Source organism: Streptomyces sp. NPDC056222 (assembly GCF_042264065.1).
In the GTDB taxonomy this organism is placed as follows: Bacteria; Actinomycetota; Actinomycetes; order Streptomycetales; family Streptomycetaceae; genus Streptomyces.
In genome coordinates this window covers 36,996-57,446 of the sequence record NZ_JBHJTL010000041.1, presented here as the reverse complement: position 1 = coordinate 57,446, position 20,451 = coordinate 36,996, and the positions used below count along the sequence as shown (strand labels likewise).

General features: G+C 73.0%; 19 protein-coding genes. 11 read left to right on the top strand and 8 right to left on the bottom strand.

Going from position 1 to position 20,451, the window contains the following annotated elements; translation table 11 throughout:
- Nucleotides 1-4: 4 nt before the first annotated feature.
- From ACFC0D_RS20475 to ACFC0D_RS20455, 5 genes are all read left to right on the top strand, one after another.
- Nucleotides 5-880 carry a DUF4429 domain-containing protein gene (locus tag ACFC0D_RS20475; RefSeq protein ID WP_376437706.1) on the top strand — a complete coding sequence of 292 codons (876 nt, stop codon included), beginning with the start codon at nt 5-7 and terminating at the stop codon, nt 878-880.
- 496 nt (nt 881-1,376) lie between these two features.
- Nucleotides 1,377-2,642, top strand: a complete 1,266-nt coding sequence (locus tag ACFC0D_RS20470) for a sensor histidine kinase (protein WP_376437736.1) — start codon at nt 1,377-1,379, stop codon at nt 2,640-2,642.
- Entirely contained in the window at nt 2,639-3,325 is a 687-nt protein-coding gene (locus tag ACFC0D_RS20465) for a response regulator (RefSeq protein ID WP_376437703.1), read from the top strand. The genes ACFC0D_RS20470 and ACFC0D_RS20465 overlap by 4 nt, the downstream gene beginning before the upstream one ends.
- Nucleotides 3,326-4,220: 895 nt before the next feature.
- Nucleotides 4,221-5,201: an alpha/beta hydrolase gene (locus ACFC0D_RS20460; RefSeq protein WP_376437700.1), complete on the top strand. Its 981-nt coding sequence runs from the start codon at nt 4,221-4,223 to the stop codon at nt 5,199-5,201.
- Nucleotides 5,198-6,394, top strand: coding sequence for an acyltransferase (locus ACFC0D_RS20455; RefSeq protein WP_376437698.1), 1,197 nt, complete (start codon nt 5,198-5,200; stop codon nt 6,392-6,394). Before ACFC0D_RS20460 ends, ACFC0D_RS20455 begins: the two co-directional genes overlap by 4 nt.
- Before the next feature lie 94 nt (nt 6,395-6,488).
- Here the strand turns inward: ACFC0D_RS20455 and ACFC0D_RS20450 are convergent, their stop codons facing one another.
- Together ACFC0D_RS20450 and ACFC0D_RS20445 are read right to left on the bottom strand one after the other, a co-directional pair.
- The gene (locus ACFC0D_RS20450) at nt 6,489-7,502 is read right to left on the bottom strand and encodes an aldo/keto reductase (RefSeq protein ID WP_376437695.1); all 1,014 of its coding nucleotides are present in this window, start codon (nt 7,500-7,502) and stop codon (nt 6,489-6,491) included.
- On the bottom strand, nt 7,499-7,918 hold the full coding sequence (locus tag ACFC0D_RS20445) for a MerR family transcriptional regulator (protein WP_376437692.1): 420 nt from the start codon (nt 7,916-7,918) through the stop codon (nt 7,499-7,501). Before ACFC0D_RS20445 ends, ACFC0D_RS20450 begins: the two co-directional genes overlap by 4 nt.
- A gap of 52 nt (nt 7,919-7,970) precedes the next feature.
- Here ACFC0D_RS20445 and ACFC0D_RS20440 point away from each other — a divergent pair, with 52 nt between their 5' ends.
- Entirely contained in the window at nt 7,971-8,792 is an 822-nt protein-coding gene (locus tag ACFC0D_RS20440) for a serine hydrolase domain-containing protein (RefSeq protein WP_376437689.1), read from the top strand.
- On the opposite strand, the gene ACFC0D_RS20435 is transcribed toward ACFC0D_RS20440, so the two are convergent.
- The 5 genes from ACFC0D_RS20435 to ACFC0D_RS20415 all read right to left on the bottom strand — a co-directional run bounded on the left by ACFC0D_RS20435 (nt 8,782) and on the right by ACFC0D_RS20415 (nt 14,579).
- Complete coding sequence (locus ACFC0D_RS20435; RefSeq protein WP_376437686.1) at nt 8,782-9,555, bottom strand: hypothetical protein; 774 nt, start codon at nt 9,553-9,555, stop codon at nt 8,782-8,784. The genes ACFC0D_RS20440 and ACFC0D_RS20435 overlap by 11 nt on opposite strands.
- Nucleotides 9,552-10,970 (bottom strand): ATP-binding protein, encoded by a 1,419-nt coding sequence (locus tag ACFC0D_RS20430; RefSeq protein ID WP_376437683.1) that lies wholly within the window; start codon nt 10,968-10,970, stop codon nt 9,552-9,554. Before ACFC0D_RS20430 ends, ACFC0D_RS20435 begins: the two co-directional genes overlap by 4 nt.
- Before the next feature lie 26 nt (nt 10,971-10,996).
- Nucleotides 10,997-11,680 (bottom strand): response regulator, encoded by a 684-nt coding sequence (locus ACFC0D_RS20425; RefSeq protein WP_376437680.1) that lies wholly within the window; start codon nt 11,678-11,680, stop codon nt 10,997-10,999.
- Between the two features lie 89 nt (nt 11,681-11,769).
- A complete protein-coding gene (murJ, locus tag ACFC0D_RS20420) occupies nt 11,770-13,404 on the bottom strand; it encodes a murein biosynthesis integral membrane protein MurJ (RefSeq protein ID WP_376437677.1) in 1,635 nt (544 codons plus the stop codon).
- Nucleotides 13,401-14,579, bottom strand: coding sequence for a lipid II:glycine glycyltransferase FemX (locus ACFC0D_RS20415; RefSeq protein WP_376437674.1), 1,179 nt, complete (start codon nt 14,577-14,579; stop codon nt 13,401-13,403). The genes murJ and ACFC0D_RS20415 overlap by 4 nt, the downstream gene beginning before the upstream one ends.
- 190 nt (nt 14,580-14,769) lie before the next feature.
- Here ACFC0D_RS20415 and ACFC0D_RS20410 point away from each other — a divergent pair, with 190 nt between their 5' ends.
- Nucleotides 14,770-15,966: an Ig-like domain-containing protein gene (locus tag ACFC0D_RS20410; RefSeq protein ID WP_376437672.1), complete on the top strand. Its 1,197-nt coding sequence runs from the start codon at nt 14,770-14,772 to the stop codon at nt 15,964-15,966.
- A gap of 82 nt (nt 15,967-16,048) precedes the next feature.
- Here ACFC0D_RS20410 and ACFC0D_RS20405 read toward each other — a convergent pair whose 3' ends face one another.
- Nucleotides 16,049-16,708, bottom strand: a complete 660-nt coding sequence (locus ACFC0D_RS20405; protein WP_376437669.1) for a pirin family protein — start codon at nt 16,706-16,708, stop codon at nt 16,049-16,051.
- A 126-nt stretch (nt 16,709-16,834) separates the two neighbouring features.
- Between ACFC0D_RS20405 and fasR the strand changes: the two genes are divergently transcribed.
- From fasR to ACFC0D_RS20385, 4 genes are all read left to right on the top strand, one after another.
- Nucleotides 16,835-18,016: a fatty acid biosynthesis transcriptional regulator FasR gene (fasR, locus tag ACFC0D_RS20400; RefSeq protein ID WP_376437667.1), complete on the top strand. Its 1,182-nt coding sequence runs from the start codon at nt 16,835-16,837 to the stop codon at nt 18,014-18,016.
- Between the two features lie 89 nt (nt 18,017-18,105).
- Nucleotides 18,106-19,023, top strand: coding sequence for an ACP S-malonyltransferase (locus ACFC0D_RS20395; protein WP_376437664.1), 918 nt, complete (start codon nt 18,106-18,108; stop codon nt 19,021-19,023).
- Between the two features lie 17 nt (nt 19,024-19,040).
- Entirely contained in the window at nt 19,041-20,111 is a 1,071-nt protein-coding gene (locus ACFC0D_RS20390) for a ketoacyl-ACP synthase III (protein WP_376437661.1), read from the top strand.
- Nucleotides 20,112-20,167: 56 nt separating this feature from the next.
- Nucleotides 20,168-20,416: an acyl carrier protein gene (locus ACFC0D_RS20385; RefSeq protein ID WP_362366823.1), complete on the top strand. Its 249-nt coding sequence runs from the start codon at nt 20,168-20,170 to the stop codon at nt 20,414-20,416.
- Nucleotides 20,417-20,451: the final 35 nt, after the last annotated feature.

Genomic DNA, 20,451 nt, shown 5'->3' with positions numbered 1-20,451 from the left:
GCACATGGGTGATGTGCTGGCCGGAATTCATGCCACCTGGGAGTTCGAGAGCGACGCCGTCGTCATCCGCTTCGATCGGGGGATCCGCACACCGAAACTGTTCCAGACGCTGCGCGAACGACGCATCCCGCACGAGGCGTTGGCGTCCGTGACACTCGCCCCGGGCAAGCGGGGCACGGTCGTGCTGCACGCGGTGCCGAGACCGGGCGCCGATCCTCTGATGGAGGCGGCCGCGGGGCAGTTGAAGGAGGGGAGCGACCCGTACCGACTGGTGCTGCCGGCCGAACGGGAGACGCTGGCGGAGTACTACCGGGACGAACTGCGGGCGATGCTCACGCCGGAGGACGGACTGCCGGGCGGATCGTCGGACGGGCCGACGGACGGCTTCCTCGTGGCGGCGCCGCAAGGACCGCAGTCCTTCAAGGCGTACGACGGGAAGGCGAGCTTCGACGGTACGTCGCAGGTGTCGTTCCGCTGGTTCTGGACGGGCGCGTCCTCGGAGAAGTGGAAGGCGGGCGACCAGACTTTTCCCGTACGGGAGCTGAGCGGGGTCGAGTGGCGCTCGCCGGACGTCTTCGACGGGTACCTGCGCCTGCTGCCCCGATCCGGGGAGCCCCGGCAGGCCCAGGCGGACCGCGACCCGGCGGCCGTCGTCTTCGGCCTCGGCTACGGCCCGGTCCACGAGTCCCTGCCGTTCGCCGCGGCGGTCCTGGCGGCGGTCCGCGGCGCGGGCCGGACGGCCGCGCTCCCGGAGGCGGAGCTGCGGGACCCGGCCGGGGTCGCGGAGCGGATCCGGCACCTGGGGGAGCTGCACCGGGCGGGTCTGGTGACGGACGAGGAGTTCTCGGCGAAGAAGGCAGAGCTGCTGGCGGAGCTGTGAGGGCGGGGCGCGTGGCCGGCGGGGCGCGGCGGCTCGACGGGCGGGGCTCGACGGGCGGGGCTCGACGGGCCAGGCTTGGGGGCCAAGCTCGGCGAGCCAGGCTCGTCAGGCCGGGGTCGGCAGGTCGGGCGCAGGCAGACCAAGGCGCGACAGGCTGAGTTCGGCAGGTCGGGCGCAGGCAGGCCGGGCTCGGCCGGCGGGGCTCGGCGGACCAGGCTTGGGGGCCAAGCTCAGCGGGCCGGGCTCGACGGGCCAAGCTCGGCAGGCCGGGCGCGACAGGCCGAGCTCGAGGGCCCGGCAGGGAAGTGGCCTCGGGTCGGGTGACGTTGTCGGGGCGGCTGCGCGCTGCGCGGAGGCGCGGAACCGGGCCCGTCATACCCGGGTATCACCCCCCGACCGAGTCCTCGGTATGACGCCCCTCGGGTGCCCGGCTGCCTAACCTGGGCGGGCCATGAAGAAGACACGCTCCCTCGGAGCCGACCGCCACGTCGCCCGGATGCTCGCGCCCGTCCGAGGAGTGATGCAGTCCTTCGGTACCGCCCTCGCGACCCCGACGGAACCGAGCGCCCCGCTGCTCGCCGAGGCGCGCTCGCGCTGGCTGCGGCTCCTCCCCTACGTCATCGCGGTCGCCTTCGTCGCCTCGCTGCTCCCCGTCACCGTCACGGTGCTGCTCAACGACTACCAGGTCAACGGCGCCCTCGCCGGTGCCCTCGCCACCGCCCAGACCGCGCCACTGCTGCTCGCCGTGACCCGCCCGCTCCAGGCGTGGTGGATCATCGGGGTCGCCGATGTCGCCGGAGCGCTGGTGATGCTGGCCTCGGACGGGCTGGACGGCCGCAGCTGGCCGTGGACGCCGATGGTCGTGGTCGGCTACCTCGCCCTGATGCTCGCCCTCGGGCTGCGCGAACCGCGCCGGACCCTGCTCGGCGTATGGCTGGCCACCGGGGCGGCCGGTTTCGTCCTCACCGCCCTCTCGCCGAAGAACACCGACGGCATCCACATCCTCCTCTTCGTACTGAGCGGAGGGGTTCTGCTCCTCACGGGCGCGCTCCGCGAACGCGGGGACGCCGAGCGCCGCAGCGCCGCCGAACGCGCGCGCAGCACGCTCCTGGAGGAACGGGCCCGGATCGCGCGCGAGTTGCACGACATCGTCGCCCACCACATGTCCGTGATCACGGTCCAGGCGGACTCGGCGCCGTACCGGATCCCGGACCTTCCGGAGGCGGCGCGCGAGGAGTTCACCTCGATCGCCGCCGGCGCGCGGGAGTCGCTCGCCGAGATGCGGCGGCTGCTCGTGGTGCTGCGCAGCGAGGGTACGGAGGGCGAACGGGCGCCGCAGCCCGGCCTCGACCGGGTGCAGCAGCTGATCGAGGCGACGGTACGGGCGGGGGTGCCCGCCGAGTTGTCGCTGGCGGCGGATCTCGGCGACGTACCGCAGGCGGTGGAGCTGTCGGCGTACCGGATCGTGCAGGAGGCCCTGGCGAACGTGGTGCGGCACGCGCCGGGCGCGGAGACCCGGGTCTCGATCCGTTCGGACGACGGATGGCTGACGGTCCTGGTCGTCAACGCCCCGGTCGCCGGGCGCCATTCGCCCCTGGAGGGCGGGGACGGGACAGGGCACGGGCTGATCGGGATGCGGGAACGCGTACGGTTGACCGGCGGCACGCTGGACACCGGGCCGCTGCCGGACGGGGGCTTCAGGGTCGCGGCCCGGCTCCCGCTGACCTCGAAGACCCCGCTGACCTCGAAGGACTTGTCTTGACCATCCGCGTGATCATCGTCGACGACCAGGCCATGGTGCGGGCGGGGTTCGCCGCACTCCTCGCGGCGCAGGCCGACATCGACGTGGTGGGCGAGGCGCCGGACGGGAAGCAGGGCGTGGAGGTGGCCCGTTCGACGCACCCGGACGTGGTGCTGATGGACGTACGGATGCCGGAGATGGACGGTCTCGCGGCGGCGCGGGAGATCCTGAACCCGCCGGTGGGGGTCACACACCGTCCCAAGGTGCTGATGCTTACCACCTTCGACGTGGACGACTACGTGTACGAGGCGCTGCGCGCGGGCGCGTCGGGCTTCCTTCTGAAGGATGCTCCGCCGGCCGATCTGATCGCGGCGGTACGGGTGGTGGCGGCGGGCGAGGCGCTGCTGGCGCCGTCGGTGACGCGCCGGCTGATCGCCGACTTCGCCGCGTCGAAGCCGGCGCCGCGGGGGGACCGGGCGGCGCTGCGTCTCAACGGTCTGACGCCGCGTGAGACGGAGGTCCTGGAGCTGATCGCGCGGGGGCTCTCGAACCAGGAGATCGCGGACCGGCTGGTCCTGGCGGAGCAGACGGTCAAGACGCACATCGGGCGGGTGCTCGCCAAGCTCGATCTGCGCGATCGGGCGCAGGCGGTGATCTTCGCGTACGAGTCGGGGCTGGTGACGCCGGGAGACGCGGGACGCTGACGGGACGAGGTCCGCTGCCCGGGCCTCTCCCCCAACCGGGGGCAAGCCCCCGGACCCCCGAGCGCTGCCTACTCGCAGGCAACACGCGCTGCGCGTACGGCTCGGGTCGTGTCCCGCCCGGCGGGACACGGGCGGGGAAATCGAGGCAGGCCCCCGAACCCCGGAACCCGAGCGGCAGTTGTTGCCGACTCGCAGGCGGTGGTCCTCGCCTACGGGTCGCGGCCGGCACCGCCCGGTCCGGACGCGGCGGGAAGGCCCGGGGCAAGCCCCCGGACCCCCAGGCTCGGGGTGGCGGCTCGCGCCGCGCAGGGCCCTTGCCTCCGGCGAGGCGAGGCGCTCGGGCGCGAGGGTGCCGGCCGGTCGGTGCCCCCCGCGCTGCCCTCGGCCTTCGCCGTCGCAGCCCCTCCCGGTAGCCCCTCCCGGCAGAAGCTCGGTGCGGCCCCGAGGGCGGGCCGTTGGCGTCCACCGCGCTGCCCTCGGCCTTCGCCGTCGCAGCCCCTCCCGGTAGCCCCTCCCGGTAGCCCCTCCCGGCAGGGGCTCGCGACGGCCCCGAGGGCGGGCCGTTGGCGTCCATCGCGGTGCCGCCCGCCTTCGACGGCGCGGCCCGCCCAGCAGGCGCTCGGTGCGGCCCTGCGCGGCGGGTGCACCCGGCGCGCAGTCCACCCATGGGACAGGACCGCCCCGCCGCGCCCGCGCGCCGGCCCTGGGGACAGCCCCTCCCCCGCGCCCCCACCCCACCGGGGGAAATCCCCACCCCCGCCCTGGTGCCCGCCCCTCGTCCGCCCCCTACCCCGGTATCAGCCGGGAGTTGGCCCTCCGGTGTGACGTGTCGTCACCCGTCCTCTTCCTACCTTCCTCTCGCCACGGACGAGAGACACGAAGAGGGAGGGCCCTTATGCGCCGCTACACGAGGACCTTGGTCGCCGCCGCGCTCGCCACGACGGTGATCGCCGGGACGGCCGGCTGGGCTTCCGCGAGTGCGCAGCAGGTCGTCACGGGTGCCCCGATCGGCACGGAGGCCTGGCGGGCGGACGGGCTGCCCGACCCGGAGCGGATGTCGCCCTCCCAAGTCGCCGCGTTCTTCCAGGGCCTGACGCCCGGTCGGCAGCAGGCACTCGTGCGGGAGCACCCCTCTGTCGTCGGCAACCTCGACGGCGCTCCGCTGCGACTGCGGTACGAGGCGAACGCCCGTACCCTCGGCGCTCAGTACGCCGGGCAGCAGGTCCTCGCCTCCGACCCGCGCGGCCGGGGCCAGATCGCCCTCGTCCACGGCGACCTCGCCGAGGCCGACAGCATCGCCGTGATCGTGCCCGGTTCGGACATCGACGCCGGGAACGTACGGCCGCTCACCGACATGGCCGAGGCCCTGCGCCGGGCCACGCACGGCCGCACCGCCGTCATCTCCTGGGCCGGCTACACCACCCCCGTCGGCGTCGGCCTCGACGCCGCCACCGGGGACCTCGCCGAGGCCGGCGCGGAGCGGCTCAACCGGCTGGCCGACGGACTGGACGCGATCGGAGCCCCCGCCCCGTCCGTGTTCTGCCACAGCTACGGCTCCGTCGTCTGCGGCCTGGCCGCCCAGGACCTCAAGGCCAAGGACCTCGTCGTCTTCGGCTCCCCCGGGATGCGCGCCGCGAACGTCGGCGAACTGCGCACCTCCGCCCGGGTGTGGGCCGCCAAGGACCCGTCCGACTGGATCGACCGCGTCCCCAACGTCGAGTTCGCCGGGCTCGGCCACGGCGCCGACCCCGCCGACCCCGCCTTCGGCGCCCGGCACGTCCCCGCCGACGACGCCCGTGGCCACAACGGCTACTTCGCGCCCGGCACGCAGTCCCTCCGTACCTTCGCCGCCATCGCCCAGGGGGATGTCCGATGAACGCGCTCGTCGAACGCATCGAGGCCCGCACACCCGTCCACCGCGACCGGGCGATCGACGGGCTGCGCGCCCTCGCTCTGCTCGCCGTGCCCACCGGGCACTGGCTGCTCGGCGGGTTCACGCTCTCCTCCGACGGGGCTCTCCACAACGCCAGCCCGCTCGGCACCTTCGGCGGACTCGCTCCCGTCAGCTGGATCCTGCAGATGCTGGGGATCTTCTTCCTCGTCGGCGGGTACGCCTCCGTGCTCTCGTACCGGAAGCGGAAGGGCTCCACCGGCGACTGGCTCAAGGGTCGCCTGGCCCGGCTCGGCCGGCCCGTCCTCGGGGTGACGGCCGTCTGGGCGCTCCTGCTGCCGCTCCTCCACTACGGGTTCGGGGTGCCGGGCGACACGCTGCGGACGGCGTCCACGCTGGTGATCCAGCCGCTGTGGTTCGTCGGGGTGTACACGGTCGTCACGGCCCTGACCCCGCTGTGCGTGCGTGCCGCCCGCCGGGCGGGCGTGTGGGCGGCGGCCCCGCTGCTCGTCTCGGTCGCCGTCGTCGACTTCCTGCGCTACGGGCCGTACGCCGACGCCGTGCCGTCCTGGCTGAGCCTGCTCAACATCCTGCCCGGCTGGCTCTTCGCCTACCAGCTCGGCGTCTCCTGGGGCGAGGGCCGGGTCACCCGGCGGCACGCCTGGGGGCTGCTGCTCGGCGGCGCGGCGCTCTTCGCCGCCCTGCTGCTCGCCTTCGGCTACCCCGCGTCGATGGTCGGCGTCCCCGGCGAGGCCCGCACCAACTCCCACCCGCCGTCGCTGCTCGTCCTCGCCCTGGCCGCCGCGCAGAGCGGCGCGGCGATCCTGCTCCGCGACCGGCTCGGCAAGTTCCTGAGGCGGCCCGCGCTGTGGGCACCGGTCGTCGTCGTCAACCTGTCCGCGATGACGATCCTGTGCTGGCACCAGACGGCGATGCTCGCCGCCGCGATCCCCGCCTCGTACGTCGGTGAGGTCCCGGGCCTGGTCGTCGCGCCCGACTCGGTGGGGTGGATCCTTGCCCGGCTGGCCTGGATGCCGCTGTTCGCGGGTCTGTTGGTCCTGATCGGCCGGTACGCACGCGGCTTCGAGTCCCCGTGGACCGGCACGGGCCGGACCCGACGCACGGCGGCAGGCCTCCTCGCGGCGGGCTTCGCGGTCTTCGCCCTGGGACTGGCGTGAGGGGTGCCCCCGGGAGGGGGACACCCGGACACCCGGACCCGGACACCCGGGAGGGGGACCCCCGGGACGGGGACCCCCTCCCCCTGCTCCCGCGCTACTCGCGCGCCGCCGACGTGGACCTCATGTCCGGGTAGCGGTCCCCCGCGACCTGCGCCGCGATCGGCTCCAGTTCCGCGAGTTCCTGCTCGGTCAGGGTGATCCGGGTCGCCGCCGCGTTCTCCTCCAGGCGGGTGCGCTTGCGGGTGCCCGGGATCGGGACGACCGTCAGACCGTGGACCGTGGCGCGCTGCTGGACCCACGCCAGGGCGATCTGCGCCGCCGAGGCCCCGTGCGCCGCCGCGATCTTCAGAACCGGCTCCAGGAGCGCCGCGTTCTTCGCCGCGTTCTCGCCGGTGAAGCGGGGCTGGTACTGGCGGTAGTCGCCGCCCGACAGGTCCTTCGAGGCGTCCGCGAAGGCGCCCGTCAGGAAGCCCCGGCCCAGCGGCGAGTACGGCACGAAGGTCACGCCCAGCTCGGCAGCCGCGCCGACCGCGCTGCGCTCCACGTCGCGGGAGAAGAGGGACCACTCCGACTGGAGGGCGGCGATCGGGTGCACCGCGTACGCCTCGCGCAGCTCCGCGCCGGTCACCTCGCTCAGGCCGAGCTGCCTGACCTTGCCCTCCTGTACGAGCTCCGCCATCGCCCCGACCGACTCGGCGAAGGGGATCTCCGGGTCGCGACGGTGCATGTAGTAGAGGTCGATCGTCTCGATGCCGAGGCGGCGCAGGCTCGCCTCCACGGCCTGGCGGATGTACGCGCGGTCGTTGCGGATCCCCCGGTGGTGCGGGTCGTCGGCGCGACGCTCGATGGCGAACTTGGTGGCGAGGGTGATCTCGTCGCGGTGCGCGGCGACGAAGGGCGCCAGGAACTCCTCGTTGGCGCCGCTGCCGTAGACGTCCGCCGTGTCGATCAGGGTGACGCCGGCCTCCAGCGCCGCGTCGAGGGTGTCGCGGGCGGCGGCCTCGTCGGTGTCGCCGTAGAACTCGCTGATGCCCATGGCGCCGAAGCCCTGGACGCCGATCTCGGGTCCGTCCTGGCCGCCGAGCCGTACGGTGTCGATCCTGCTCATGAGGTGGGGCCTCCGCATTGGTCCGGGTGGATTCCGTAGTGGCTGATCTTGATGTCGAGCACGGCGAGCGCGTCCTGGAGCTCGCCGATCCGGGAGAGCACGTCCCGCCGGGTGGTCTCCAGGAGCTCGCGCCGTTCGTCCCGGGTGTGGTCGCCCTCCCGCACCAGCTCCGCGTAACGCACCATCGCGGCGACCGGCATCCCGGTCAGCCGGAGCTTGCCGACGAAGGCCAGCCAGTCCAGATCGCGCTGGGCGAAGCGGCGCTGGCCGGTGTGCGAACGGTCGACGTGCGGCATGAGCCCGATCCGCTCGTACCAGCGCAGGGTGTGCGCCGTGAGCCCGGTCAGGGCGGCCACCTCGCTGATCGTGTAGCGGTCCTGCCCGTGCGGCCGGGTCGTGCTCTCGATCACGCTCATGACCCCCACGCTAGAACCTTCGAGTGCACTCCAAGCAAGTAGGCTCGGTCGCATGTCCCTGCAGAGCCTGGCGATGATCGAGAACTGGCCCGTCCCCACCGCGGCCGCCGCTGTCGTACGCGCGGACGGCACCCTGGCAGGGGCTCATGGCCCCACCGGGCAGCGGTTCCCGCTCGCCTCCGTCACCAAGCCGCTGGCGGCCTACGCCGTCCTCGTCGCGTACGAGGAGGGGGCGATCGACCTCGACGAGCCCGCCGGGCCGGAGGGCGCGACCGTCCGCCACCTGCTGGCCCACACCTCGGGTCTGGCCTTCGACGAGCAGCGGATCATGGCCGCGCCGGGCACGCGCCGGATCTACTCCAACACCGGGTTCGAGGCGCTCGGCGACCATGTCGCCAAGGCGACGGACATCCCGTTCGCCGAATATCTGCACCAGGCGGTCCTGGAGCCGCTGGGGATGACCTCGACGACGCTGGAGGGCTCGCCCGCGAAGGACGGCGTCTCGACGGTCGACGACCTGGTGCGGTTCGCCGCGGAGGTGCAGGCGCCCCGGCTGCTCGACGCCCGTACGGTGCTCGACGCCATGTCGGTGACGTACCCCGGTCTGACCGGCATCCTGCCCGGCTACGGCCACCAGCGGCCCAACGACTGGGGGCTCGGCTTCGAGATCCGGGACTCCAAGTCGCCGCACTGGACGGGGGCTTCGTCCTCGCCGCGTACGTTCGGGCACTTCGGACAGTCGGGCACGTTCCTGTGGATCGATCCGGACGCGCGCGCCGCGTGCGTGGCGCTGACGGACCGGGCCTTCGGGCCCTGGGCGGTCGAGGCATGGCCGCCGTTCACGGACGCGGTGCTCGCGGAGCTCAGGGCGTAGGCGTCTGCCGGGGCTGCGCGCTCGTCGTGGAAGGCTCCGGATGCGTGGCGCCCGAGGGATCCGTACCGCCCGTTCCCGTCCGACCCGTACCGCCCGTGCCCGTTTCCCGCGCGGTGGCGTCCGGGCTCTCGGACGGCCCCGTCACGGCGGTGCCGACCCTGAGGTCGTCGCAGCGCTCGGCGGGGAGTGAGCCGTCCGGTCCCGCAAGGACGACTGCCGTCCGGCCGTCGGTCTCCTCGTTGTAGGCGACCGTGCACACCAGCTGGCGAATCGCGACCCCGTCCAGTTCGCCGACGTGGAAGGGGACGTGGATCCGTAGCGTGCGCTCCGCTCCGGTCGTGTCGTGACGCGGCAGAATGTACGGAATCCCCTTGTCGGTCCGCCCGCCCGGCCCTGGCAGCCGGGTGGCGAGGCCGGCCGCCTTCTCCTCCTTGTTCGGGCCCGCCAGCAGCGCGGCGAGCGCCTTGGTGCCGGCGATCCCGCTGCCGAGCGGGTACGTGGGCGGCGGCGTGCCGACCGGCATCCGGTAGTCGTCCCAGCCGTCGATCGGTCCGCCCATCTCGCGGGCGACCGGCATCAGGCCGCCGTCGGCGTCGACGTAGAAGAGCAGCATGCGGCCGCCTTCGCCCGGGGCGACCGCGACGGTCGCCGGTCCGCCGACCTCCACCACGTCGCTCTGCTGTATCCCGCAGCCCGCGAGCGCGAGCCCGCCCGCGAGGAGCGCGCCGAGCCGGATCCCGCGCCTCGTCCCGGGCCGCCTCATCGCGGGATCCTCACCGTGAAGACGGCTCCGCCGTCGGGGTGGTTCGCGGCGGTGACGGTGCCGCCGTGCAGGCGGATGTTCTCCAGGGTGATGGCGAGGCCGAGGCCGCTGCCGGCGGAGCGGGCGCGGGCCTGGTCCGCCTTGAAGAAGCGGTCGAACACGTGCGGCAGGACCTCGTCGGCGATGCCCGGCCCCCGGTCGGCGACCTCGGTGACCAGCCAGTCGCCGTCGGCCCACATCCGTACGGTCACCGGCGGTGCGCCGTGCTTCAGCGCGTTGCCGACGAGGTTGGCGACGACGAGGTCGAAGCGGCGCGGGTCGAGCCGGGCTCGCACGCCGACGGGCAGTTCGGAGCGGACGAGGGCGGGGTCGGTCCAGTGGCGGTGCTGGAGGGTCTTGCGGACGCTGTCGGCCGCGTCCACCTCGTCCACATGGAGTTCGGCGGCGCGCGCGTCGAAGCGGGAGATCTCCATGAGGTCCTCCACGAGCACGGCGAGCTTGCCGGTCTCGGCGCTGATGAGCCGTACCGCCCTGGCCGTGTCGGTGTCGAGGCCGTCGGCGTCCTCGTCGAGGACCTCGGTGACGGCGAGCATCCCGGCGAGCGGGGTCCGCAGCTCGTGGGAGACGTCGGAGGCGAAGCGGCGGGCGCGGGCCTCGGCGTTCCGGAGCTCGACGACGGAGCGTTCGAGGGCGGCGGCCGATTCGTTGAAGGCGTGGGCGAGGTCGGTGAGTTCGTCGCTGCCCTTGGTCTCGATACGGGTGTCGAGCCGGCCGCGTCCCATGGAGTCGGCGGCACGCCGTAGTTCCCGTACCGGCCTGAGCACGCTGCGGGCGGCGAGGAGGGCCGGGATCAGGGCGACGGCGAGGGCCGGCAGGGCTCCGTCGCGGGCGGCGAGGACCATCGCCTCGATGTTGGCCTCCTCCTCGTCGAGTTCCATGACGGCGTAGAGCACGACGCCGGTGCGGTGGACGGCGGTGGCCGGGGTGTGCGCCCTGAAGACGGTGGGGACGGCGATGGTGAGGTAGGGCTTGCCGCTCTTGACCACCCGCTGGAAGCTGCCGTGGGTGGAGGCCCGGGCGCGGGAGCGGAGTTCGGGCGTGATGACCGTGGAGGTGGGGCGGTCGCTGGAGGAGACGCTGACGTTCCCGTACTCGGCGTAGACGCGCCAGGGGCGGGGCTTGCCCTGCCGGGCGATCCGGAGGAGGTCGCCGCGCAGGGCCTCCGGCTTGAGCGGCAGGTCGACGCTGATGCTGTCCACCTGCTCGCGGAAGGCGGAGACAGCGGTGTTCTGGGCCTGTTCGAGGATGGCGTTGCGGGCGGCGCGGTAGGTGAGGGCGGCGGTGGTGCCGCAGCCGACGGCGGCGACGAGGAGGAAGGCGAGGACGAGCCGGGTGCGGAGCCCGAAGGGCCTCATGCGGCGTCGCAGGGCGCGGCGGCGGCTCACAGCGGCCCGAAGCGGTAGCCGAAGCCGCGCAGGGTCTGTATGTAGCGAGGGGCGCCGGGGGTGTCCTCGATCTTGTTGCGCAGGCGGCGGACGCAGGCGTCCACGAGGCGGGCGTCGCCGTGGTAGCTGTGCTCCCAGACGTGTTCGAGGAGTTGCTGACGGCTGAAGACCTGCTCGGGGGCGGCGGACAGATGGAGCAGGAGCTTGAGCTCGGAGGGGGCGAGGGCGAGGCGCTCGCCGGACTTGGCGACGGTGAGGCCGACCCGGTCGATGGCGAGCTCCCCGTGGAACTCCACGGCGGGCCGCCCGGCGCCGGGCTCCTCGATGCGCCGGAGCACGGCCCGGATGCGGGCTTCGATCACCTCGGTACGGGCGGGCTTGACGATGTAGTCGTCGGCTCCGGCCTCCAGGCCGACGACGACGTCGAAGTCGTCACCGCGCGCGGTGAGCATGATGATCGGCAGCTGGCTGGTCTCGCGGACGTGGCGGCAGACCTGGACGCCGTTCATGCCTGGCAGCATCAGGTCGAGCAGCAGCAGATCGGGCCGGAACTCCCCGAGCAGGGCGAGCCCGGCCTCCCCGGTCGCGGCGGTCCGCACCTCGTGCCCACGGCGTCGGAGCCCGAGTTCGACCCCTTCGCGGACGGAGGGGTCGTCTTCTATGAGGAGCACGCGAGGCATTCGAGCAGTATCCCAAAGTGGGTCGAAGGGCTCCCCCGCGGGACGGGGGAGAGCGAAGAAGTGCGTCGGCCGCGTCGGGCGAGGGGTCGTCAGCGGCGTCGGACGAGGGCGAGCACGCGGTGGCTCGCGCCCGCCAGGAGGGCCTGTACTTCCGTGAGCTCGAGCGGGCGGGCCAGCAGGGCGAAGACGGCGAGGACGGCGAGACCGCCGACCGCGGCCGCCGCGGGAGAGCCCGCGGGGGCGGTCGAGTGGGCGACGAGCAGCCCGAGCCCGGCCGCCGGTACGGCCGCCACGAGCAACCGCGCGAGCGCGCCCCCGGCCCGGCCCGGCCCGGTCCCGGCCAGCCGTCGGCGCAGCACGTACGCCGTCAGCGCCCAGCCCACCCACAGCGCCAGGGAGTACGCGGCCGCGACGCCTGCCACCGCCCATGTCGGCGGGAGGAGCGCGTACGCGGTCAGGGACAGGCCCGCGTTGAGGCCGGTGATCACCAGGTTCAGCAGGAACGGGGTGCGGGTGTCGCGCAGGGCGTAGAAGGCGCGGGTGCAGACGTACTGGCCGGAGAAGGCGATCAGTCCCGGGGCGAAGGCCATCAGGATCCAGGCCATCGCCCGGACGTCGCCGGCGTCGGTGACGCCGTGCTGGAAGACGACGCTCATCAACGGCGCAGCGAGCGCGAACAGCGCGCAGGCCGCCGGTACGACGGCCGCCGCGCTGGTCCGGAGCGCGTACGAGACGTCCTTCCGTACCCCCGCCAGGTCGCTGTCCGCCGCCGCCCCGCTCATCCGGGGCAGCAGGGCCGTCACCAGGGAGACGGTGACGATGCCGTGCGGGACGGCCCACAGCAGATACGCGTTGTTGTACGCGGCGAAGCCGAAGCCCCCGCCCGCCCCCAGCTCCTCCGCCCGCGTCCCCGCGGCCGTCGCCAGCTTCGTCGTCACCCAGTACGCGGCCTGGTTGGTGAGGACGAGCAGCACCAGCCACCCGGCCGACCGCAGTGGTGTCGTGAGTCCGCTGCCCCGCCAGTCGAAGCGCGGGCGCCAGCGGAAGCCGGCCGCCCGCAGGGAGGGGACGAGCGCGAGGGCCTGGACCGCGATGCCCGCCGTCGTGCCCCAGCCGAGCAGCGCCGTCTCCCGGCCGGTCAGCGCCCCGCCGTCGGCCGTCACCAGGTACAGCGCGAAGACGGAGATGACGACGACGTTGTTGAGGACCGGCGTCCACATCATCGCGCCGAACCTGCCCCGTGCGTTCAGCACCTGCCCGAGCAGGGTGAAGAGCCCGAGGAAGAAGATCTGCGGCAGGCAGTACCGGGCGAAGGCGACCGTCATCGACTCCTGGGCGCCGGTGTAGTCGGTGTACGCGTCGACGATGGCGGGCGCGGCGAGTACCGCGCTCGCCGTCAGCGCGAGCAGCGCGAGGACGCAGACCGTCAGGAGGCGGTCGGTGTAGGCGACGCCCCCGTCCTTGTGCTCCTTGGCCGCCTTGACCAGTTCGGGCACGAAGACGGCGTTGAGGGCGCCGCCCAGGAGCAGCATGTAGACGATGGTGGGGATCGAGTTGCCGACCGCGTACCCGTCGGCGATCCCTCCGATGCCGAGGGCCGCGGCGACGATCGCGGAGCGGACGAAGCCGGTGGCGCGCGAGACCAGCGACCCGGCGGCCATCAGCGCGCCGCTGCGCAGCATCGAGGACGAGTGCGGCTTCGGCTCCGTGACCGTCGCCGTCATCGGCGGGCCATATACGCCTGGAAGGCCCGGTACAGCGCGTGGTTCGTCGTGCCGGCCAACGGTGTCTCCCACTCCCCCAGCGTCTCGACGGCCTGCCCTCCCGTGCCGAGCTTCCAGCGCAGCAGACCGTGGGCGCGGTCGTCCGGGTCAAGGGTGGAGGGTATCCCGCGCATGTCGTAGACGTCGGCCCCGGCGGAGTGGGCGTCGAGCATCATCCGCCACTGCAGGGCGTTGGAGGGGCGGACCTCGCGGCGGTGGTCGGCGGAGGCGCCGGTCTGGTACCAGACCCGCCGCCCCACCGTGATCATCGTGTGGGCGGCGAGGGTCTCGCCCTCGTGACGGGCGAGATAGAGCCTCATCCGGCCGGGTTCCTCGGCGTTGAGGACCGCGTACTGCCGCTCGTAGTAGGCGAGGGAGCGGCCGAGCCGGAAGCCGTCGCGCTTCTCGGTGATCCCCAGGAGCCGGTAGAACTCGGGCAGGTCCGCGGCCGAGCCGACGACGATCTCGACGCCGGACTTGCGGGCCTTGCGGACGTTGCGCCGCCACTCCTGGTTGAGGCCGTTCCACAGGTCGTCCGTGGTGCGGCCGGCGAGCGGGACCCGGTAGACGTGCCGGGGCTGGGCGTCGGCGCCGTCGGAGTCGCTGGTGGAGTCGCCGCCGCAGCGGCGCCAGCCGCGGGAGCGGAGCCGTTCGGCGACGGCGGTGCCGAGCGGGTCGACCTCGTCGGCGAGGACGTCGGCGAGACGGCGGCCGGCCCCGGTGTGCGCCTTGAGGGTGCGGGCGTTCCAGCTGCGGAAGGCGGGCGAGGGCCCGATGCGTACGGCGAAGGCGCCGGCTGCCCGCAGATGCTGGAGCAGCGGGGTCAGCCAGCCGTCCATGTCGGGGTCGGACCAGTCGGCGACGGGTCCTTCGGGGAGGTAGGCGAAGTACTTGCGGGTCCCGGGGAACGGGCGCAGCAGGACGAGGGCGCCGCCGGTGAGCGTGCCGTCTCCCGGTCCCCAGCCGAGGAACTGCGGACGCCAGCCGTCCTTGACGTCCGCCCAGGAGGGCAGTTGGAGGAAGCTGGGGCCGTGCCCCGCGCCCACCGTCGCGAGGAAGGTCCGGTACGCCTGGGGGGTGACGGGCTCCAGCCGGGTGGTCCGCGGGGGTGCGGCCGTCACGAGCAGGGCTGACACAACGTGAGCCTCCTTGTTCCGCCCCTCGGTCGTGGGGCGCACAGGATGCTCACAGCCGTCCTTGACCGTGCCGCGCGTCACGTGTGACCGGACGATGACCGTTTCTCTGCAGCCCTTGTCACAAAGCGTTCCGCGTGCTTTCGGCGGCCTACAGTCCGGGCATCCCACATCTTTTCCGGAGGCTTCCGTGATGTCCGTACGCACCCGTGCCCGCACCCGAATACGCCCGGCGCTGGCGGCCCTTGCGCTCTGCGGCTCGCTCGCCGCCTGTTCGGCGGGGGCGGTGGGCGCGCCCCGCGCGACGGACGGGACGAAGGCTCCGGATGCCCAGGACGCGCCGGCGAAGGTGACCGTGGTGACTCCGGCGGCAGGCCGGACGGTGACCGTGACCGCCACCGGCGGCACCTTGACGACGGTGAAGGTCGTGGACACGGACGGCGGCGTCCTGACGGGCCGTACCGCGGCGGGCGGGGCGTCGTGGGTCTCGGACCGCAAGGCGGCGCCGGGCACCTCGTACCGCGTGGATGCGACGGCCCGTACGGCCGGGGGCAAGGAGACGACGGCCCGGTCGACGTTCTCGACGGCGAAGGCCTCGCTGGTCAACAAGCTGACGCTGGCGCCCGGGAAGAACACCACGGTCGGGATCGGGCAACCGCTCTCGATCGTCTTCGACCGGCCGGTGACCAACAAGGCGGACGTGGAGAAGCAGCTCAAGGTGACGACGTCGAACGGCACGATCGGATCCTGGGGCTGGCTGAAGGACTATTCGGGCAAGGACCGGGTGGACTGGCGGCCGCGGGAGTACTGGAAGCCGGGTACGAAGGTCACGCTGGACGCGACGCTCAACGGGACGGACTCGGGCGGAGGCTGGTTCGTACGGGACTACCGCACCGGCTTCACGGTCGGGGGCGGGGCGCAGGTGGTGAAAGTCGACCTCGACCGGAAGCAGTTGGTGCTGGAGAGGGACGGGCGAGCGGTGCGCACGATCCCCGTGTCGGGCGGGACGCCAGGCGGCGACAAGCGGTCGTGGCGGGGGACGGCGGTGCTGATGGCGAAGGAGGGCACGATCAACATGAACTCGGAGACGGTCGGGCTCGGCGACGCCTACGACAAGATGGTCGACCACTCGATGCGGCTCACCTGGTCGGGCATGTACGCCCACGCGGCGCCGTGGAACGCGAAGTACTTCGGCCGCGCGAACCGCAGCTCCGGCTGCATCGGCATGAGCGACGCCGACGCGGCGTGGTTCTACGCCCAGGTCCGCCCGGGCGACCCGTTCGAGATCCGCGGCGCGGACACGAAGGGCACGGTGGCGGAGGGGAACGGCTACGGGGCGTGGAACGCGAGCTGGGAGGCGTGGCGCGCGAAGAGCGCGGTGGGCCGCTGACGCCGCTGGGAACGGAGGCGTCGGCTCCTGGCCCCGGGGGCGGCCGCGTCCGGCGGGCCCGCCGTGCCTGATGCGGGTCGGCTCAGGGCCCGCGCATCTCCCAGAGGAGGAGCTCCGTGTCGGACGTGGCCATGACCGCCAGGTCGCGCGCGGCGGTGATGCGGGCCGCGTCGCCGGGGGCCAGTTCCTCGCCGGCCAGGCGGACCGTGCCGCGCGCCACGTGGGCGTAGACGAAGTCCGCGTCCGGGACGGCGGCGCGTTCGCCGGACTCCAGGCGGCGGACGTGCAGCATCGAGGCCGCCTCAGGGAGCGCGTACGGGGTGGAGTCGGCGATGCCGCGCACGATCTCGTACGAGGGGTCGCCGCCCGGCTCCAGCGGCGCGAGCCACATCTGGACGAAGACCAGCGGTGCGTCGCCGTCGTTGCGCTCCTCGTGGCGCACGCCCGCCGCCGAGCTGAGCCGCTGGACGTCCCCGGGGCGGACGACGGTGGTGTGCCCGGTCGAGTCGCGGTGGGTCAGCTCGCCCTCGACGACCCAGGTGACGATCTCGGTGTGGCTGTGCGGATGCTCGTCGAACCCGGCGCCCGGAGCGAGCCGCTCCTCGTTGCAGGCGAGGATCGCGCCGAAGCGGAGGTTGTCGGGGTCGTAGTGCGCGCCGAAGGAGAGGGCGTGGCGGGTCTCGATCCCTGCCGCGGGGTCGCCACCGGGGTAGCGGTCGGCGGCGCGCTGAATACGAATCACGGGGTCACGGTATCCCCGGCCCCGCCGGTCGTGGGCGATCGTTCCGCCGGGCGGGCGGGGACCCAGTGGGACGTATCGTCGCACCCGGAGCCACACGCCCGCGGCCCGATGAGGCACCCTTAGTCCGTGTCTGAACCGACGAACGCCTCCCATCCGCACTCCGCGACCCTGAAGCGCCTCGAACAGTCCTCCGGGCGGCTCGCCGCCAACGCCATTGCCCGTATGGACGAGACGCTGCCGTGGTACCGGGCGATGCCGCCCGAGAACCGGTCGTGGATCGGTCTGGTCGCCCAGGCCGGTATCGCCGCGTTCACCGAGTGGTTCCGGCACCCGGAGACCCCTCAGGCCATCTCCACCGACGTCTTCGGCACCGCGCCCCGGGAGCTGACCCGGGCGATCACCCTGCGCCAGACCGTCGAGATGGTCCGCACCACCATCGAGGTCATGGAGACGGCGATCGAGGAGGTCGCCGCCCCCGGCGACGAGTCCATCCTCCGCGAGGCGCTCCTCGTCTACGCCCGCGAGATCGCCTTCGCGACCGCCCAGGTCTACGCCCAGGCCGCCGAGGCCCGCGGCGCCTGGGACGCCCGTCTGGAGTCGCTCGTCGTCAACGCGGTCCTCTCCGGCGAGGCCGACGAGGGCGCCGTCTCCCGGGCCGCCGCCCTCGGCTGGAACTCCCCCGAGCACGTCTGCGTCGTCCTGGGCACCGCTCCCGACGGCGACAGCGAGCTGACCGTCGAGGCGATCCGCCGCGCCGCCCGGCACGCCAAGCTGCAGGTCCTCACCGGTGTTCTCGGGGACCGGCTCGTCGTCATCGCGGGCGGCAACGACAACCCGCTCGCCGTGGCGAAGGCCCTGATCGGGCCGTACGCCGCCGGACCGGTCGTCGCCGGCCCCGTCGTCCCCGACCTGCTCGCCGCGACCCGCTCCGCGCAGGCCGCCGCCGCCGGGCTCAAGGCGTGCTCGGCGTGGCAGGACGCTCCTCGTCCGGTTCTGGCGGACGATCTGCTTCCGGAGCGTGCCATCGCCTCCGACCCGTCGGCCCGCGAGCAGCTGGTGGAGGAGATCTACAGACCGCTGGAGGAAGCGGGCTCGGCGCTCCTGGAAACACTGAGTGTCTATCTGGAGCAGGCGAGCAGCCTGGAGGGCGCCGCACGGATGCTCTTCGTCCACCCCAACACCGTGCGCTACCGGCTTCGACGTGTGACAGACGTCACCGGCTGGTCACCCTCCGATGTCCGCTCCGCGTTCACACTGCGGATCGCCCTGATCCTGGGGCGCTTGGCCGACGGAGATTCGCAGTCCTAGACTTTTGTCGAACACCAACAATTCCCCTGACGGTTCTTCGTCCTAGTCCCCACGGGCGCCGACAGCCGTCCCCAAGAGAGAGTGTGAGGGTGCTCGTACTCGTCGCTCCCGGCCAAGGCGCCCAGACGCCCGGCTTCCTGACTCCCTGGCTCGAACTCCCCGGTGCCGCAGACCGCCTCGCGGCCTGGTCCGAGGCCATCGGGCTCGACCTCGCCCACTACGGCACGAAGGCGGACGCGGACGAGATCCGTGACACCGCTGTCGCCCAGCCGCTGCTCGTGGCCGCCGGACTGCTGTCCGCCGCCGCGCTCGGCGACATCACCCCCGGCGCCGTCGCCGGCCACAGCGTCGGTGAGATCACCGCCGCCGCGTTCGCCGGCGTCCTCGACGACACCGCCGCGCTGCGTCTCGTACGCACGCGTGGTCTGGCGATGGCCGAGGCCGCCGCGATCACCGAGACCGGTATGTCCGCGCTGCTCGGCGGCGACCCCGAGGTGACGGTTCCGCACCTCGAGAAGCTCGGTCTGACCCCGGCGAACGTCAACGGCGCCGGCCAGATCGTGGCCGCCGGCACCCTGGAGCAGCTGGCAGCCCTGGAGGCGGACAAGCCCGAGGGTGTCCGCCGGGTCGTCCCGCTGACGGTCGCCGGCGCGTTCCACACGCACCACATGGCGCCCGCGGTGGCGAAGCTGGAGGCCGCCGCGAAGGAGCTGACGGTCTCCGCTCCGCAGGTGCGCTACGTCTCCAACAAGGACGGCCAGGTCGTCACCGAGGGCGCGGACGTCATCGCGCGCCTGGTCGGCCAGGTCGCCAACCCGGTCCGCTGGGACCTGTGCATGGAGACCTTCAAGGCCCTGGGCGTGACCACGCTGATCGAGGTGTGCCCCGGCGGCACCCTGACCGGTCTCGCCAAGCGCGCCCTGCCGGGTGTTCCGACCGTCGCCCTGAAGACCCCCGACGACCTCGACGCGGCCCGCACGCTCGTCGCCGAGCACACTGCAGCCTGAGTAAGGAGCCGTAGAGCATGTCGAAGATCAAGCCCAGCAAGGGCGCCCCGTACGCACGGATCATGGGTGTCGGCGGCTACCGCCCCACCCGGGTCGTGCCGAACGAGGTGATCCTCGAGAAGATCGACTCGTCCGACGAGTGGATCCGCTCGCGCTCCGGCATCGCCACCCGTCACTGGGCCTCCGCCGAGGAGACCGTGGCCGCGATGTCCGTCGAGGCCTCCGGCAAGGCCATCGCGGACGCCGGGATCACCCCGGAGCAGATCGGCGCCGTGATCGTCTCCACGGTCTCGCACTTCAAGCAGACCCCGGCCGTCGCCACCGAGATCGCCGACAAGATCGGCGCCGGCAAGCCGGCCGCGTTCGACATCTCCGCCGGCTGCGCGGGCTTCGGCTACGGCCTGACCCTCGCCAAGGGCATGATCGTCGAGGGTTCGGCGGAGTACGTGCTCGTGATCGGCGTCGAGCGGCTGAGCGACCTGACGGACCTGGAGGACCGCGCGACGGCCTTCCTGTTCGGCGACGGCGCCGGCGCGGTCGTGGTCGGCCCCTCCGACGAGCCGCACATCGGCCCCTCGGTCTGGGGTTCGGAGGGCGACAAGTCCGAGACGATCAAGCAGACCGTGCCGTGGAACGAGTTCCACCCCCAAGCTCTCGGCTCCGCTCGAGCAGGGGGGACCCCCACCGGCGACGTCTCGAAGCTCCCCCTCAACGAGCAGGGCGAGATCAAGTTCCCCGCCATCACGCAGGAGGGTCAGGCGGTCTTCCGCTGGGCCGTCTTCGAGATGGCGAAGGTCGCCCAGCAGGCGCTGGACGCCGCCGGAATCACGGCGGACGACCTGGACGTCTTCATCCCGCACCAGGCGAACATGCGGATCATCGACTCGATGGTGAAGACTCTCAAGCTGCCGGAGCACGTGACGGTCGCCCGTGACGTCGAGACCACCGGCAACACCTCGGCCGCCTCGATTCCGCTCGCGATGGAGCGGCTCCTGGCGACCGGGAAGGCGAAGAGCGGCGACACCGCGCTCGTCATCGGCTTCGGGGCGGGTCTCGTCTACGCCGCGACGGTAGTTACCCTCCCCTAGGCACTCCGGGTCCTCCGGAAGCCCCTTACCTAAGCAATCACAGAAGGAGCGCCACCATGGCCGCCACCCAGGAAGAGATCGTCGAAGGTCTCGCCGAGATCGTGAACGAGATCGCCGGCATCCCGACCGAGGACGTCGCGCTCGAGAAGTCCTTCACGGACGACCTCGACGTCGACTCGCTGTCCATGGTCGAGGTCGTTGTCGCCGCCGAAGAGCGCTTCGACGTCAAGATCCCGGACGAGGACGTCAAGAACCTCAAGACGGTCGGCGACGCGACCGCCTACATCCTGAAGCACCAGGGCTGATTCGGCCCCTGCTGACTCGGTCAGCCACCCGGCGG